The sequence below is a fragment of the Stappia sp. ES.058 genome, assembly GCF_900105595.1.
GTDB lineage: Bacteria > Pseudomonadota > Alphaproteobacteria > Rhizobiales > Stappiaceae > Stappia.
In genome coordinates this window covers 1,535,727-1,550,544 of record NZ_LT629784.1, presented here as the reverse complement: position 1 = coordinate 1,550,544, position 14,818 = coordinate 1,535,727, and the positions used below count along the sequence as shown (strand labels likewise).

Here is a 14,818-nt window from a genome sequence, read left to right as displayed (position 1 = left end):
CGGTTCCATGCGCTCTCACCTGTTGCGCTGCACCAGCGCGGCAACACCGGCAAAGGCGAGCCCCGCCCAGGCCAGAATCAGCAGGCTGCCGCCAAGCGGTGCCGCGAATGCGAAAAGGCGCGTCCCGAAGACGGCGCGCGCACTCAAATCGCCGCAAAACAACGCCAGACCGACAGCCGCGATCCAGCAGATCGCCGTACCTGCGACGCGGGGAGACAAATCTCCGGCAAGGCTGAGAAACAGGAACAGGGACGCATGGGCGAGAAGCATCCGGGCGGCCGGATCGAGCAGCGCGGCAGCCGGAGAATGCGTGGCCGCCGCCGACATCCCCACACCGATCAGGCCGGACAGTCCCGCCAGCACAAGCGGCATGGCCTTCGGCCGGCAAGGCGCCCACCCCGCGGTGGTCATCGCGCATCCTTTCGCGCATTCCGGAGTGATACGCCGGCCGCACTCCAGGCGCCCGGCCAGACCTCCGCCCCGCCAGCGCGCAGGTTGCGGATTTCCCCGACCGGCACATCGACAACCAGAAACGGCTCGTCTCCGGCCATGCCGTCGACCGGCTGAAGCTCACCGCCGATCCCGGTGTAGCCGAGGCTCGGTTCGCACGGCAGATAGAGCGCGGCACCTGAGACATTGGTGTCGTTTTGCGTCGTGCCGGGAGCGGCGCCCACGACGCCACACACGGCAACCGCGCCCATCAGTTCCACCGCGCGCGCCTTCGCGCACCCAAACACGCGATGATACCCGGCAAGGCTTGAGGTCATCGACGGCACCAGCAGCACATCTGGCGCATCCCGCGCGATCAGGCAGGAGAGCGCAGGCATCTCGATATCGAGGCAGATCAGCATCGCCATGCGCACGCCCTCGAACAGCGGCACCTGCGCGCCGGGCGTCAACAACCAGGTCTCGGGATCCATTTCAAAGGGGGTCAGCGCAAGCTTGTCGTGAACAATCTCACGACCATCCGCCAGCAATGCGAATGCCCGGTTCACGTGGCCGTCCGCGCCATCCGGCGCGGGCCAGGGCATCGAACCGGCCAACAGGGAAATATCGTGTTTCGCGACCAGGTCGTTCAGGTGCGGCAGGAGTGCGCGCGCCTCCGCCGCCATCCAGCCGAGTTCCTGCGTCGGCAAAAGACCGTCCGGCTTCCAGGCAAGAAATGCCTCGCTCAGATATTCGGGCAGGACGAGAAGACGGGCGCCGTCCGTTTTTGCGCGGGCCATGCGCGCGTCGATGCCAGCGAGAAAAGCATCGCGGGATGCGCCGCCGGAGCAAAGATTGTAGGCGCAAAGCGCAAGGCGAAAGGACTTCATTTTCATGGAGGCGATGCTGACCGGATTGCCGGCCAAATTCAAGCACGTCCCGCGCACAATCGAGCCGTCGCGTCGAATTGCCGTCGCGCATGGTCCAGACGCTTCAATCCTGGGAAAACAGCACCTTCGCGGCCATCAGCATGGAGGCAAGAAACAGCCCGGACCGCAACGGCGTAACCGCAGGATCCCTTTCAGGCAGGACACCGACAACACCGCGCGACCGCAGCGTCTGCAAGGCGTGGTCCGCATTGTCCGCCGCCTGGTCGACATCCGACATCAACCGACGCAATTGCATCCTCGGAGACATGATTCCATCCCACATTCACCATCCATATTCAGGATATGGGGACAGCCTTTCCGTTGTGTTAATAGGCGGCAAAAGTTGCCGGCGGACGGAGACCCAATGTCCTACATCCGGCTCTGGCGCGGATCGGCAGCGTCGAGAACGCGAAATTGAACCCGTTCCCGCCCCTGCCAGGTGTCGAGGGAAAGACAGCCGGCGACATGGAAAGGATCGCCGCGCCGCTCCAGGAGCAGCTTTCCAAGCGGCGTGTCCGCCGCCTTGAAGGCGATCGCCTTCAGGCTGCCGCCACCGCCGTCGGCAAGCGTCAACCGCACATGGCCCTTGCCCACCGTATCGGCATAAGACACGCGGTGGCTCGGCAGCGCGAACACCGGTTCCGGATGCCCTGCGCCGAAGGGGCCCGCCTGCTCCAGGGAGTGGACGAGAGCTGTGCTTGCGGCAGACGCGGTCAGAGCGCCGTCGATCTTGAGTTCGTTTTCCGAACGCGCGACCCCGACCTGTGCCGCCAACGCGTCATCGAGAAAGTCGGAAAGGTCTGCGAGCCGCTCGCGCCGCACGGTCAGGCCGGCCGCCATGGCATGTCCGCCCCCCTTTTCCAGTATGCCCTCGTCGACCGCCTTGCGCACCGCGGCACCGAGATCGACGCCGGGGATGGAGCGCCCCGACCCGGTACCCTTGCCGTCGACGTCATAGGCGATCGCGAAGACGGGACGGCGATAGCGGTCCTTCAGCCGCGAGGCGACCAGGCCGACGACACCGGGGTGCCAGCCGTCGGACCCGGTCAAGAGAACACTCGGGTCGCTCGCTTCGACGGAGACAAGCGCCTGGGCATCGCCCTCCTCCAGCATGATGGCTTCCAGCGCCTGCCGCTCTCCGTTCAACCGGTCGAGCGTTTCGGCAATACCTCGCGCCTCGTCCATGTCGTGCGTGGTCAACAGGCGTGCGCCAAGGGCGGCATCGCCAATGCGCCCGCCCGCATTAATGCGCGGCCCGACCAGGAAGCCGAGATGATAGGGAGATGGCGGACCATGCACCCGCGCAACATCGCACAGCGCCGCAAGCCCGACATTGGCGCGGGAATGAAGTGCCAGAATGCCCTTGCGCACGAAGGCTCGGTTCAGGCCCTTCAGCGGAACCACGTCGCAGACCGTGCCAACCGCGGCAAGATCGAGCAACGCAAGGAGATCGGGCTCGCGTTGCGCGCGAAACATCCCCCTGCGGCGCAACTCGCGATTAAGCCCCACCACGAAGAGAAACGTGACACCGACGGCCGCGAGATGGCCGAGGCCGGAGAGATCGTCCTGGCGGTTGGGATTGACCAGCGCGACGGTCGGGGGAAGCTCTTCGCCGACCTGATGGTGATCGAGGACCACGACATCCAGTCCGACGCTTCGGGCATCCTCGAACGCCTCGAAGGAGGTGCTGCCGCAATCGACACAGACGAGAAGCCCGGCGCCCTCCTTCCGCAGCATGCGGATCGCGGGGCCGTTCGGTCCATAGCCTTCAATGATGCGGTCGGGAATGTGGATGCGATTGCGGATACCGAGCGCGGAGAGATACCGGCTCAGCAGCGCGGAGGATGTCGCACCGTCAACGTCGTAGTCACCGAAGATCGCGATCGTATCGCCGGACTGAACAGCATCGGCGACCCTTGCCGCCGCCGCTTCCAGGTCCCGCAGGACGGCCGGGTCGGGCATCAGCGCCTTGATCGTCGGATCGAGAAAAGCGTCGGCGCCGTCGATCGTCACGTCCCGGGCGGCCAGCACCCGGGCGACGATCTCCGGAATGCCGCTGCGCTGCGCAATGGCGAGCGCCGTGGCGTTCTGCTGGGCGGTCAGCCGCTCGCGCCAGACGCGGTCGCCGGCCGAGTGCCCGACCCCCAGAACCTGCCGGCGCGTTTCGCGGTCGCTTGGGAACTGGGTACTCATGCGCGGCGTCCGTCCTGCGGCTTGGGCGCGATACGCCTCAATCCAGGTGGAATTTCTCGACCTGCGTGTGACGCGCCTTGATATAGCGCACGGTGCCGGTGGTGGAGCGCATCACGACGGTATGTGTTGTGACCGCATCCCGGCCAAAGCGCACGCCTTGCAGGAAATTGCCGTCGGTCACGCCAGTCGCTGCAAAGAGCACGTCGCCCGTCGCCATCTCTTCCATCGTGTATTTGCGCTTGATGTCGGTGATGCCCATCTTGTAGGCGCGGTCCACCTGCTCGTCGCGGGTGATCACCAGCCGGCCCTGCATCTGGCCGCCGATGCAGCGCAGAGCGGCCGCGGCAAGCACGCCTTCCGGCGCGCCGCCAATGCCCATGTAGATGTCGATGCCGGTCTCGTCCGGATCGGTCGCATGAATGATGCCGGCGACGTCGCCGTCGCCGATCAGGCGAACCGAGACGCCGGTGGCACGCAGGTTCTCAATCAGGCGCGCGTGGCGCGGGCGGTCGAGCACGCATGCGGTGATCTCGCCAACCGGCACACCCTTGGCCTTGGCCAGCGCCTGGATGTTTTCCGCCACCGGCGCGTCGAGATCGACAACGCCGGAGGGGTATCCCGGGCCGATGGCTATCTTGTCCATGTAGCTGTCCGGCGCGTTCAAGAGCCCGCCCTTGGGCGCGAGCGCAATCACGGCAAGCGAGTTGGGCAGGTTCTTGGCGCAGATCGTGGTGCCCTCAAGCGGATCGAGCGCAATGTCCACCGCCGGCCCCTGCCCGGTTCCGACCGTCTCGCCGATGTAAAGCATCGGCGCCTCGTCGCGCTCGCCTTCGCCGATGACCACCGTTCCGTCGATCGGCAGACAGTTGAGTTCGCGGCGCATGGCATCGACGGCGGCCTGGTCGGCGGACATTTCGTCGCCGCGTCCGCGCAGGCGCGCGGCGGCAACGGCGGCGCGTTCCGTCACGCGGGCCAGTTCCAGGGTCAGGATGCGATCGAGAACTTCGCTATGCGCGGCGTCGGAGGTGGACATCGGATTTCCTCAAATCGGGGTCAACAAGGGGTCAACGGAGCTTTTCGATGCGGATCATCTGAGGCGTACCCGCCACCACATTCCTCGCGGTGATTGTCCCCAGCGCCCGTTTCACGGCGGCTTCCGTGGTTTCATAGGTTGTCAGAATGACCGGCTGCGGCGCATCGCCATGCGTCTCCGCCTCGGCGTGGATGCGGGTGCGGTCGCGCTGCACGATGGATTCAAGCGAAATGCCCTCGTCCGCCATGATCTGCGCGATTTCCGCGAAGGCGCCGGATCGGTCGTAGACCGCCAGGCGAATGTAGTAACCACCCTCGTGCATGCGCATCCGCGCCGCCTGATAGGGGGCGAGTTCATGTGCCGGCATGCCGAGCGTTGGCACGGACAGCCCGCGCGCCACGTCGACGATGTCGCCGAGAACGGCGGAGGCCGTTGCGCTGCCGCCGGCTCCAGGTCCCACAAGCACCACCTCGCCGACGGCATCGCCGTCGATCGCGATTGCATTCAGCACCCCGTCGATGCGCGCGATGGCCGAGGCCTTGGGCACCATCGTGGGGTGCACGCGTTGCTCGATGCCGCTGTCGGTGCGCTGGGCGACGCCGAGAAGCTTGATGCGATAGCCAAGCTCGCTCGCCGCCTCGATATCGGCGCGGGTGATGGAGGAGATGCCCTCCAGATAGATCTTCTCGCTGTTGATCTGCGACCCGAAGGCCAGCGATGTCAGGATCGCCAGCTTGTGGGCTGTGTCGTTGCCCTCGATGTCAAAGGTCGGGTCGGCCTCCGCATAGCCCAGACGCTGAGCATCGGCCAGACAGTCGGAAAAGTCCAGACCGTCCTGCTCCATGCGGGTCAGGATGTAGTTGCAGGTGCCGTTCAGAATGCCATAAACGCGCTCGATCTCGTTTCCGGCGAGGGACTCGCGCATCGTCTTGATCACCGGAATGCCACCGGCCACCGCCGCCTCGTAGGACAGGCTGACCTTGTTGTCTTCCGCAAGCCGGGCAAGCGCCACGCCGTGCTTGGCGAGAAGCGCTTTGTTGGCGGTGACCACCGACTTGCCGGCGGCAAGGGCTGCGCGCACGCTGTCTTCCGCCGGGCCGCTGTCGCCGCCGATCAGTTCCACGAAAACATCGATGTCGGAAGACGTCGCCAGCGCCACCGGATCATCGAACCACGCCATGGCGGACAGATCCGCGCCACGATCGCGCGTGCGATCACGCGCGCTTACCGCGCTGACGCGCACGGGGCGGCCGCAGCGCGCGGCCAATGCCGACGATCTGGTTTCCAGAAGGTGCAACAGGGAGGCGCCAACCGTCCCCAAGCCCGCGACGCCGACGCGCAGTTCAGTGGTCATAAATCCGCAATCCGTTTGTGAGCCGTGAGGCGAAGGCGACGAACGCGCCGCGCCTACCCCGATACCTCGATGGGGATCACGTTGTGCAACGTTTTGTCTGCGGTTTCAAGGAAGCGCCGCAGCCCCCGGGCCGCCTGGCGAATGCGTTGCTCGTTTTCCACCAGTGCGATGCGCACATGACCGTCGCCGTATTCGCCGAAACCAAGCCCGGGCGCAACGGCAACGTCGGCATGCTCTATCAAAAGCTTGGCGAATTCCACCGAACCGAGATGGCGGAATTTTTCCGGTATCGGCGCCCAGGCGAACATGCTCGCTTCCGGCGCGGGAATTTCCCAGCCGGCGCGCCCGAAGGCTTCCACCAGCGTGTCGCGGCGTTTCCTGTAAATCGCCCGCGCCTCGACGATGCAATCGTCCGGTCCGTTGAGCGCGGCCGTGGCCGCCACCTGGATCGGCGTGAAGGCGCCGTAGTCGAGATAGGACTTCACCCGCGCAAGCGCCGAAATCAGCCGTTCGTTGCCGACCGCAAAGCCCATGCGCCAGCCCGGCATCGAGTAGGTCTTCGACAGTGAGGTGAATTCCACGGCGACATCATTCGCGCCCGGCACTTCCAGAATGGACGGCGGCGGCGTTTCGCCGAAATAGATCTCCGAGTACGCAAGGTCGGAGAGGACGAAGATGTCGTGCTTCTTCGCGAAGGCCACCACATCCCGGTAAAACTCGATATCCGCGACCGAAGCAGTCGGATTCGCCGGATAGCAGAGGATCATGGCGATGGGCTTGGGCACGGAGTGAACCAGCGCACGTTCCAGCGCGTGAAACACCTCCGGGCCCGGCTCTGAGGGAATCGCTCTGAGCACCGCGCCCGCCATCAGGAAGCCGAAGGCATGGATCGGGTAGCTCGGATTGGGAACCAGAACGACGTCACCCGGCGCGGAGATCGCCTGCGCCATGTTGGCGAAGCCTTCCTTGGAGCCGAGCGTGGCGACGACCTGGGTTTCCGGGTTCAGCTTCACGCCAAACCGGCGTTCGTAATAGGCGGCCTGCGCGCGGCGAAGGCCGGGGATCCCCTTGGACGAGGAATAGCGGTGCGTCTTGGGGTTCTGCACCGTCTCGGTAAGCTTGTCGACAATGTGCTTCGGCGTTGGTAGATCCGGATTGCCCATGCCGAGATCGATGATATCCGCACCGCCGGCGCGCGCCTTGGCCTTGAGCCGGTTCACCTGTTCGAACACATAGGGTGGCAGGCGCCGTGTCTGATAAAATTCTTCCATAGTCCGATCCTTGCCCGCGCGGTCAGCGTCCCGGGGTTTTATCAGGCCGGCACGGCGCGCGCATCGGCAAACTCGTGGACGGGCGATGTCACTCGTCCGCAGGCCCCTCGATATCGCGAATGGCCCTGTCGGCATGTTCGGCCCGGAGCCGTTTCAGCTTTTCCAGAGACGTCGTCGCCCGCGGCGACACAGTGGTTCCGCGTGAACGCGCAAGCTCCTGCATGCGCAAACGCTTTTGCTCGGCTTCCTCGTAGGACATCAACCCGCGCGACACCGATGGCGCACCGCTCAGAACGCCCACGGACGCGGCTTCTGCCGATGAGCCAGCGGATTGCAATGACTGTTGCGCCGGCGCGCCGCGGTACGCCCGGTCATCCGCAACGGTAACGGCGGCGTTTGCTGACAGCCCGTCGTCCGGCATCGGCGAGCTTGCCGTTCCAGGCGACGCATAGGGATCACCGCCGTCCAGCGCCTCGAACAAGGTGCCCGACGGCGCATAGGCGCAGCCGCCGAGAAAACCGGCGACAACGATTACCAGGCCAACTCTGTTCAAGCGCACTCGCGACAAATCGGCTCCGTCCTGATAAAACCGCAAGCGATCAGCTTGCAACCGCTGCGGCGTCTACGACATTGTAAGCGCTTTGTCCAACTTGTCAGCAGCGCGTCACAGGGCGCTAATATGCCGGCAGGCGGGACAGCAACCAAATCACCCACCGGGCGGCGCGCGACGTGACTTTGCCCGGATCGATCACGCGGAGGGCGCAATCAGGATGACGGACGACCACAAGAATCCTCTTCTTCACTATATCGTCAACAATCCTGAAGCCTTCGCCCAAAATCTCGCCCGCATCGTGGAAAACGCCGGCAAGGCGATGGCCGCCTATGTGGAACCGCGCGAAAAGGGCGAGATAAAGCCCGAGATGACGGACGAACTGACCGTTATCTTCAAGACCCTGGGGCAAGTCAGCGAATACTGGATGTCCGACCCGCAACGCGCCATGGAAGCCCAGGGGCGCCTCTGGACGAAGTATATCGATCTCTGGAATTCGTCCCTGAAGCGCATGATGGGCGAAGCGTCGACGCCGGCCATCTCCGCGGATCCGCGCGACAAGCGGTTCGGTGACCCCGAATGGAGTGAAAACCAGTTCTTCGACTTCGTCAAACAGATCTACCTGATCACATCGCAGTGGGCGGAGCAGATGGTGGTCGATGCGGGAGACCTCGACGAGCACACCCGGCACAAGGCGGATTTTTACGTCAAGCAGATCGCCAACGCGCTGTCGCCGTCGAATTTCGTTCTGACGAACCCGGAACTCCTGCGCGAAACGCTTGAATCTAACGGGGAAAACCTCGTGCGCGGCATGAAGCTGCTGGCGGAGGACATCGAGGCCGGCAAGGGAGACCTGAAGATTCGCCAGTCCGATCCGACCAAGTTCAAGGTTGGCAAGAACCTCGGCATCACGCCGGGCAAGGTGATCGCCCAAAACGACGTGCGCCAGGTGATCCAATATACGCCGACCACAGAGACCGTTTTGAAGCGTCCGCTGATGATCGTGCCGCCGTGGATCAACAAGTTCTACATCCTCGACCTCAATCCGGAGAAGTCATTCATCCAGTGGGCGGTAAACCAGGGGCACACCGTTTTCGTGATTTCCTGGATCAACCCCGATGAACATCAGGCGAAAAAGAGCTTCGAGCACTATATGCGCGAAGGCATCCTGGAAACGCTGGACGTCATCAAGCGCGCCACGCGTCAGGAAGAGGTGAACGCCATCGGCTACTGCGTCGGAGGAACGCTTCTGGGCGTAACGCTCGCTTACATGGCGGCTGTCGAAGACACGCGGATCGCGTCCGCCACCTTCTTCACGACGCAGGTCGATTTCACCCATGCGGGCGATCTGCAGGTCTTCGTCGACGAGGAGCAGATCGAGGCGCTGGAAAAGCGCATGGGTGAAAAGGGCTATCTCGACGGTTCGAAAATGGCCTCCGCGTTCAACCTGCTGCGCTCCAATGACCTGATCTGGCCCTATGTGGTCAACAACTACCTGAAGGGAAAGGAACCCTTCCCGTTCGACCTCCTCTACTGGAACTCCGATTCCACTCGCATGCCGGCCGCTAACCACTCCTTTTACCTGCGCAGCTGCTATCTGGAAAACCGCCTCTCCAGGGGCACGATGGAGATCGCCGGGAAACGCCTCGATCTCGGCGATGTCAAGATCCCGATCTACAATCTGGCAACGCGCGAGGATCACATCGCGCCGGCGGAATCCGTGTTCCTCGGATCGCAATTCTTCGGCGGACCCGTCGATTTCGTGCTGTCGGGCTCCGGGCATATCGCCGGCGTCGTGAACCCCCCGTCACGAAACAAATACCAGTTCTGGACCGGCCCCACCCCAAAGGGGGATTATGAAAAATGGCTGTCCAAGGCCCAGGAACATCCCGGGTCCTGGTGGCCGCACTGGGATGCCTGGATTCGCTCACATGACGATAAGACGGCAAAGGCGCGCAAGCCCGGCGCCAACCGCATGAAATTGCTGGAAGATGCGCCAGGAAGTTATGTAAAGGCGTCATCCTGACGCTGCGTTTGGCGCGGGATGCAATCGACTTTGCATGGCGTTTACCGTCACCATGCGCTAGACTTCTGCGTCCGTCGGGCCATCATCTTCCGCACCGCGGTCAGGAGATCCGAACCAGGTCAGCACCAGAGCAGCCTATGCCAAAACCGACGACCCCCAAACCGATCCCATCGGAGCCGAGACGGCAAACCGGACCGGGTCACACGGCCTATCGGCCAATGAACGCCGGTCGGTTGCGACTGCTTGGTATGGATTCCGACGTCTGGCAACGCCACGCCAGCGGCTGGAGCGTCTGGACCCGGTTCGCGACACTCCCGTTCCTGTTTCTGGCGGTCTGGTCGCACGGCCGGTACGGCTGGCCCGTCGCGAGCGGTCTCGTCGCTGCCGTTTGCGTGTGGCTTTGGCTCAATCCCAGGATTTTTCCGCCCCCCAGACGGCTCGACAGCTGGCACGCGCGCGCAACATTCGGCGAACGGGTGTGGCTCAACCGGGGCGTCGTACCGATCCCCACGGCCGACAATCGTCAGGCCGTGATCCTGTCGCTGGTTACAGGCGCCGGTTTCTTCATCGGCATGTGGGGCGCGGTCATGCTGCATGTTCCGGCGGTGATCGTCGGCACGTTTCTCACCTATGCTGGCAAGCTTGCGTTCCTGAAGGGCATGGCGCGACTGTACGACCGGATGCGCGATGCCCACCCGGTCTATCGGTCCTGGACTATCGTGCCTGAAAACGACAACCAGGCGAACCATGACCTGAACAGCAAGACGGGCTCGTAGCCGCGACGGCAGACGGGCTCCAGGCTGGATCCGGGATCATCCCTCCTTCGGGAAACGCTCGCCCGAGGTCGTCTCGGGACCTTCCATCCGGAGTACATCCGTGTCGTAGCGGGGATCGATCGTTCCGCACAGCCGATCCCAGACGGAAAAGAAATTCGCGAAATTGTAGCGAAAATGGGCGTGGTGCTGATCGTGGAAGGTCACGCAGACCATTGGCGATGGCCGGCGCACAAGCGGCGAGGCATAGAACTCGAACCCCGAATGCCCGATTGTTCCGTTGAAGTGATCGACCAGCCGATGCACGATCAGGACCTCGACCGGGATCGGCAGGATGAACACCGCCCACAGATAATAGCTCTGCATGACGAAGGCATCGACGAGACTGTCGCTGTAGGTGCTCCACACCGTCGGCGCTACCGAGCGGTGATGCTCGGCGTGAAACCGGTAGAGCCATCTCGTGTGCATCAGGCGATGCCCCCAGTAGAACCAGGCATCGAAGGCGACGACCGAGACGGCGAACATCAGGATTGCCGACCACCATGTCAGCGGCAACGGCTCGACGAAGGTCCATCCCTTCACCGACGCGAAGACGCCACCGGCGAGGCACCCGGCCGTCACCGTCAGCGACAGCACGCTTTGGCGAATTTCCGTCCACATGCGTTTTTCGCCACGGCGATTTTGCTGGATCCGCCGCTCGGGATGCCGGTTCTGGATTGCGACAAGCACGGCCCCGGTCGCGAAATACAGCGCGACGTTGATGCCATAAGCACCCGCATAGAAGGGCAGAAACTCCAGCAGGACATCAAGCATCGCGGTTCAAGAACTCCCTTTCGCCACCCCAGTGCTTAGGGCGCTGGATTGCGCGGTGCAAGTCCTGAGGCTGTGCTTTACCGCGTTCGGGTCAGCACCTTGTCGAAGCGTTCCAGCGCCCAGTCGACATCGTCACGGGTCAGAACCAGGGGCGGCGCAATGCGGATCGTGTGGTCATGCGTGTCCTTGGCAAGGATCCCCTCGCCGCGCAGCGCCTCGCAATAGGCGCGTGCGCCGCCGGCGTCCGGATGGAGTTCCACCGCCAGCATGAGACCGCGCCCGCGCACTTCGCGAATCGCATTGGAGCGAATGCGCGAGAGACCTTCCATGAAATAGGCGCCGGTCTCCGCCGCGTTCTCGATCATGCCTTCCTCGACCAGCACCTTGAGTGCTGCGCGCGCCACCGCACAGGCCAGCGGATTTCCGCCAAAGGTCGAGCCGTGCTCGCCGGGCTGGAGCACGCCAAGAACCTCACTGTTGGAGAGCACGGCGGAGACGGGATAAAAGCCCCCCGACAGGGCCTTGCCGACCAGCGTGACATCTGCCTCGATACCTTCATGCTCTTCCGCCAGAAGCTTGCCGGTGCGGCCAAGGCCGGTCTGGATCTCATCCAGAATGAGCGTCACGTTGGTGTCGGTGCAGAGTTCGCGAACCCTCGTGAAGTATCCGGCCGGCGGGATCAGAATACCGGCCTCGCCCTGGATCGGCTCCACCAGAAAACCGACCGTGTTCGGCGTGATCGCCGCCTCAAAAGCCGCGGCATCGCCAAACGGCACGACGCGAAAGCCGGGCGCGAACGGTCCGAAGCCGGTGCGCGCGGCCGGATCCGTCGAAAAGCCGACGATGCCCAGTGTGCGCCCGTGAAAATTGTTGTCGCAGACGATGATCTCGGCCTTGTTCTCCGGCACGCCCTTGACCTCATACCCCCATTTGCGCACCGCCTTGACCGCGCTTTCCACCGCTTCCGCGCCGGAGTTCATCGGCAGGATCTTGTGCGCGCCGGTGAGGCGGGCGAGATCCTCGTAGAGCGGCGCGAGCTGGTCGTTGCGAAAGGCGCGCGAGGTCAGCGTCAGCTTCGAAGCCTGCTCGACCATCGCGTCGCGGATCACAGGATGGCAGTGCCCCTGGTTGACGGCGGAATAGGCTGCAAGGCAATCGAGATAGCGGTTGCCGTCGACATCGTAGAGCCAGACGCCCTCGCCTCGCGACAGCACCACGTCGATGGGCTTGTAGTTGTGCGCCCCGAGAAGATGTTCGGCGGCGATATAGTCTTCCGGCATGCGGCTCATCGGTTTCTCCCGGGATAATCTGTCGTATGCAAATGCCTGCTGGGGCGCAGGCGCGTAGGTCTCAGGCAAAGGCCTGCGTGGGTCTGTCCATGACATCCTGGCCAAACAGGCTCGCCACCAGTTCGGCAAGCGCGATCGCGCTGCGGCCGCGCTCGTCAAGGAAGGGGTTCAGTTCCACCACATCGAGCGACACGGTGACGCCGGCATCCTCGAGCAGCTCCATCACCAGATGCGCCTCGCGATAGGTGGCGCCGCCCGGAACGGTGGTTCCCACGCCCGGCGCAATGTCGGGATCGAGGAAATCCACATCCAGCGATACATGAAGAACGCCGTTTTCCGCTTTGACCTTGTTCAGGAATTCACGCATCAGGATAGACACGCCGTTCTCGTCGATCTGGCGCATGTCGCAGACGGTGACGCCACGCTCGCGCAGCAGGCGGCGCTCGCCCGGATCGATTGACCTTGCACCGAAGACGCACATGCGCTCCGGCGCCACGGTGGCGCTGGGCGTGTCGCCCAGGACCGGAGCAAGCGTCGCCTCGCCGGCCGCGAGCGCCAGTGACATGCCGTGCATGTTGCCGGAGGGCGAGGTCTCGGGCGTGTTGAAATCGGCGTGGGCATCTAACCACAGCACGAACAGCGGGCGGCCCCGCTCCTGCCAGTGTCTTGCGACGCCGCTGACCGACCCCATCGACAGCGAATGATCGCCGCCGAGGAAGATCGGCAGATTGCCGGCGGCGGATATTTCATAGGCCCGCTGGCACAAGGGCCGCACCCAGGCCGCAACGGTTTCCGGCACATGCGCCGCGCCTTCGAAACGCAGCGGCTCGATCGACGCGGGAGAAAGCGGTGCCATATCGCCGAGGTCCTCGACCCGCCATCCGAGCGCCGCAAGACGCCCTTCCAGATCCGCGACACGCAGGGCTGCCGGCCCCATGGCCGCGCCGCGGCGGCCCGTCCCCGCCTCGAGCGGAACCCCAAGCAGGGAAATCGGTCGTTTTGGTTCATTGAGCATCGACACACCTTTCCGTTCGTCGCGACCAAGCACCATCATTCTCAGGTGCTTCCCGCGCGAAGGGCAACCGAGGCTGAGGGTGCGCGTTCGGGATGTTGACGGAAAGTCGATTTATTGTCACTTTCGAAGGCAAAATTGAACAATGTGGAAGACATATCTTCGCAAAGTGACGGGTATGGATGATCTTGACCGACGATTGATCGCGCTGCTGCGGCACGATGCCCGCCTGCCCGTGGCCTCGCTGGCCGCCGATCTCGGCGTTTCGCGCGCCACGGTGAAGGCGCGGATCGACCGGCTTGTCGACGGTGGCGTCATTCAGGGATTTACCGTGCGCCTGCGCAGCGCGGAGGCTGGCGGGCGTGTGCGCGCGATCATGATGATCGAGGTCGAGGGGCATCGCACCGATGCGATCATCCGCCGGCTGCACGGGTTCCCCGAAGTGCGCGGGCTGCACTCGACCAACGGCCGCTGGGATGTCGTGGCCGAACTGGAAACGGATACGCTGGAAGCCTTCGACCGGTTGTTGACGACGGTGCGGATGCTGGATGGCATCGCGAGTTCGGAAACCAGCATCCTGCTGTCGGCGCGCAAGGGCTGAAGGCCGCGCCCAAACGAAAACGACCCGCCAGTGGCGGGCCGTTCGAACTTGCAACAAGCGAGCCTGAAAGATCAGCGCTTGGAGAACTGGAAGCTCCGGCGAGCCTTGCGGCGGCCGTACTTCTTGCGCTCCACGACACGGCTGTCGCGGGTCAGGAAGCCTTCCTTCTTGAGCAGGCCGCGAAGCTCCGGCTCATAGTAGGTCAGCGCCTTGGAGATGCCGTGACGAACCGCACCGGCCTGGCCGGACAGACCGCCGCCGGCGACCGTGGCGATCACGTCGTACTGGCCATCGCGATCAACGAGCATGATCGGCTGGCGCAGGATCATCTGCAGCACCGGACGCGCGAAGTACTCCGAGAAGTCCTTCTTGTTGATGATGATCTTGCCGGTGCCCGGCTTGATCCAGACGCGCGCGATGGCGTCCTTGCGCTTGCCGGTGGCATAGGCGCGGCCCAGTGAGTCAACCTTTTTGACATGCACCGGGGCTTCCGCCTCGACGGTGCCGATGGCGCCGCCCAGGTCTTCGAGGGACTGAAGCTCAGCCAT

General features: G+C 63.9%; 15 protein-coding genes. 3 read left to right on the top strand and 12 right to left on the bottom strand.

The genetic code is table 11. From position 1 onward, the window contains the following. Window positions 1-15 precede the first annotated feature (15 nt). From BLU32_RS07175 to BLU32_RS07145, 8 genes are all read right to left on the bottom strand, one after another. Window positions 16-411 (bottom strand): DUF423 domain-containing protein, encoded by a 396-nt coding sequence (locus BLU32_RS07175; RefSeq protein WP_197673709.1) that lies wholly within the window; start codon window positions 409-411, stop codon window positions 16-18. Next, window positions 408-1,322, bottom strand: coding sequence for a nitrilase-related carbon-nitrogen hydrolase (locus BLU32_RS07170; protein WP_208976991.1), 915 nt, complete (start codon window positions 1,320-1,322; stop codon window positions 408-410). The genes BLU32_RS07175 and BLU32_RS07170 overlap by 4 nt, the downstream gene beginning before the upstream one ends. A 97-nt stretch (window positions 1,323-1,419) precedes the next feature. Further along, complete coding sequence (locus BLU32_RS21670) at window positions 1,420-1,623, bottom strand: hypothetical protein (RefSeq protein ID WP_157727554.1); 204 nt, start codon at window positions 1,621-1,623, stop codon at window positions 1,420-1,422. Between the two features lie 101 nt (window positions 1,624-1,724). Then, complete coding sequence (gene recJ, locus BLU32_RS07165) at window positions 1,725-3,548, bottom strand: single-stranded-DNA-specific exonuclease RecJ (protein WP_093805681.1); 1,824 nt, start codon at window positions 3,546-3,548, stop codon at window positions 1,725-1,727. 37 nt (window positions 3,549-3,585) lie between these two features. Continuing rightward, on the bottom strand, window positions 3,586-4,581 hold the full coding sequence (gene glpX / locus BLU32_RS07160; protein WP_093805679.1) for a class II fructose-bisphosphatase: 996 nt from the start codon (window positions 4,579-4,581) through the stop codon (window positions 3,586-3,588). A 31-nt stretch (window positions 4,582-4,612) separates the two neighbouring features. Continuing rightward, window positions 4,613-5,935, bottom strand: coding sequence for a homoserine dehydrogenase (locus tag BLU32_RS07155; RefSeq protein WP_093805677.1), 1,323 nt, complete (start codon window positions 5,933-5,935; stop codon window positions 4,613-4,615). Window positions 5,936-5,988: 53 nt separating this feature from the next. After that, window positions 5,989-7,206, bottom strand: a complete 1,218-nt coding sequence (locus BLU32_RS07150; protein ID WP_093805675.1) for an LL-diaminopimelate aminotransferase — start codon at window positions 7,204-7,206, stop codon at window positions 5,989-5,991. An 88-nt stretch (window positions 7,207-7,294) separates the two neighbouring features. Further along, complete coding sequence (locus BLU32_RS07145; RefSeq protein WP_157727553.1) at window positions 7,295-7,759, bottom strand: hypothetical protein; 465 nt, start codon at window positions 7,757-7,759, stop codon at window positions 7,295-7,297. 217 nt (window positions 7,760-7,976) lie between these two features. On the opposite strand from BLU32_RS07145, the gene BLU32_RS07140 reads away from it, so the two are divergent. Together BLU32_RS07140 and BLU32_RS07135 are read left to right on the top strand one after the other, a co-directional pair. Continuing rightward, window positions 7,977-9,782, top strand: coding sequence for an alpha/beta hydrolase (locus BLU32_RS07140; protein WP_093805671.1), 1,806 nt, complete (start codon window positions 7,977-7,979; stop codon window positions 9,780-9,782). A 248-nt stretch (window positions 9,783-10,030) separates the two neighbouring features. Next, window positions 10,031-10,558, top strand: a complete 528-nt coding sequence (locus BLU32_RS07135; protein WP_197673708.1) for a DUF6653 family protein — start codon at window positions 10,031-10,033, stop codon at window positions 10,556-10,558. Between the two features lie 36 nt (window positions 10,559-10,594). On the opposite strand, the gene BLU32_RS07130 is transcribed toward BLU32_RS07135, so the two are convergent. The 3 genes from BLU32_RS07130 to rocF all read right to left on the bottom strand — a co-directional run bounded on the left by BLU32_RS07130 (window position 10,595) and on the right by rocF (window position 13,672). Next, window positions 10,595-11,368 (bottom strand): sterol desaturase family protein, encoded by a 774-nt coding sequence (locus BLU32_RS07130; RefSeq protein ID WP_093805667.1) that lies wholly within the window; start codon window positions 11,366-11,368, stop codon window positions 10,595-10,597. 77 nt (window positions 11,369-11,445) lie between these two features. After that, window positions 11,446-12,657: an ornithine--oxo-acid transaminase gene (gene rocD, locus BLU32_RS07125; RefSeq protein WP_093805665.1), complete on the bottom strand. Its 1,212-nt coding sequence runs from the start codon at window positions 12,655-12,657 to the stop codon at window positions 11,446-11,448. Between the two features lie 61 nt (window positions 12,658-12,718). After that, complete coding sequence (gene rocF, locus BLU32_RS07120; RefSeq protein WP_093810705.1) at window positions 12,719-13,672, bottom strand: arginase; 954 nt, start codon at window positions 13,670-13,672, stop codon at window positions 12,719-12,721. A gap of 175 nt (window positions 13,673-13,847) precedes the next feature. Here rocF and BLU32_RS07115 point away from each other — a divergent pair, with 175 nt between their 5' ends. Continuing rightward, complete coding sequence (locus BLU32_RS07115; protein ID WP_093810703.1) at window positions 13,848-14,270, top strand: Lrp/AsnC family transcriptional regulator; 423 nt, start codon at window positions 13,848-13,850, stop codon at window positions 14,268-14,270. Window positions 14,271-14,341: 71 nt separating this feature from the next. Here BLU32_RS07115 and rpsI read toward each other — a convergent pair whose 3' ends face one another. Further along, on the bottom strand, window positions 14,342-14,818 hold the full coding sequence (gene rpsI, locus BLU32_RS07110) for a 30S ribosomal protein S9 (RefSeq protein WP_093805663.1): 477 nt from the start codon (window positions 14,816-14,818) through the stop codon (window positions 14,342-14,344).

Bases quoted from the DNA above. Each gene is read 5' to 3' on its own strand.
- BLU32_RS07175 (WP_197673709.1), bottom strand. From the start codon at position 411: ATGACCACCGCGGGGTGGGCGCCTTGCCGGCCGAAGGCCATGCCGCTT.
- BLU32_RS07170 (WP_208976991.1), bottom strand. From the start codon at position 1,322: ATGAAAATGAAGTCCTTTCGCCTTGCGCTTTGCGCCTACAATCTTTGC.
- BLU32_RS21670 (WP_157727554.1), bottom strand. From the start codon at position 1,623: ATGTCTCCGAGGATGCAATTGCGTCGGTTGATGTCGGATGTCGACCAG.
- recJ (WP_093805681.1), bottom strand. From the start codon at position 3,548: ATGAGTACCCAGTTCCCAAGCGACCGCGAAACGCGCCGGCAGGTTCTG.
- glpX (WP_093805679.1), bottom strand. From the start codon at position 4,581: ATGTCCACCTCCGACGCCGCGCATAGCGAAGTTCTCGATCGCATCCTG.
- BLU32_RS07155 (WP_093805677.1), bottom strand. From the start codon at position 5,935: ATGACCACTGAACTGCGCGTCGGCGTCGCGGGCTTGGGGACGGTTGGC.
- BLU32_RS07150 (WP_093805675.1), bottom strand. From the start codon at position 7,206: ATGGAAGAATTTTATCAGACACGGCGCCTGCCACCCTATGTGTTCGAA.
- BLU32_RS07140 (WP_093805671.1), top strand. From the start codon at position 7,977: ATGACGGACGACCACAAGAATCCTCTTCTTCACTATATCGTCAACAAT.
- BLU32_RS07135 (WP_197673708.1), top strand. From the start codon at position 10,031: ATGGATTCCGACGTCTGGCAACGCCACGCCAGCGGCTGGAGCGTCTGG.
- BLU32_RS07130 (WP_093805667.1), bottom strand. From the start codon at position 11,368: ATGCTTGATGTCCTGCTGGAGTTTCTGCCCTTCTATGCGGGTGCTTAT.
- rocD (WP_093805665.1), bottom strand. From the start codon at position 12,657: ATGAGCCGCATGCCGGAAGACTATATCGCCGCCGAACATCTTCTCGGG.
- rocF (WP_093810705.1), bottom strand. From the start codon at position 13,672: ATGCTCAATGAACCAAAACGACCGATTTCCCTGCTTGGGGTTCCGCTC.
- BLU32_RS07115 (WP_093810703.1), top strand. From the start codon at position 13,848: ATGGATGATCTTGACCGACGATTGATCGCGCTGCTGCGGCACGATGCC.
- rpsI (WP_093805663.1), bottom strand. From the start codon at position 14,818: ATGGCTGAGCTTCAGTCCCTCGAAGACCTGGGCGGCGCCATCGGCACC.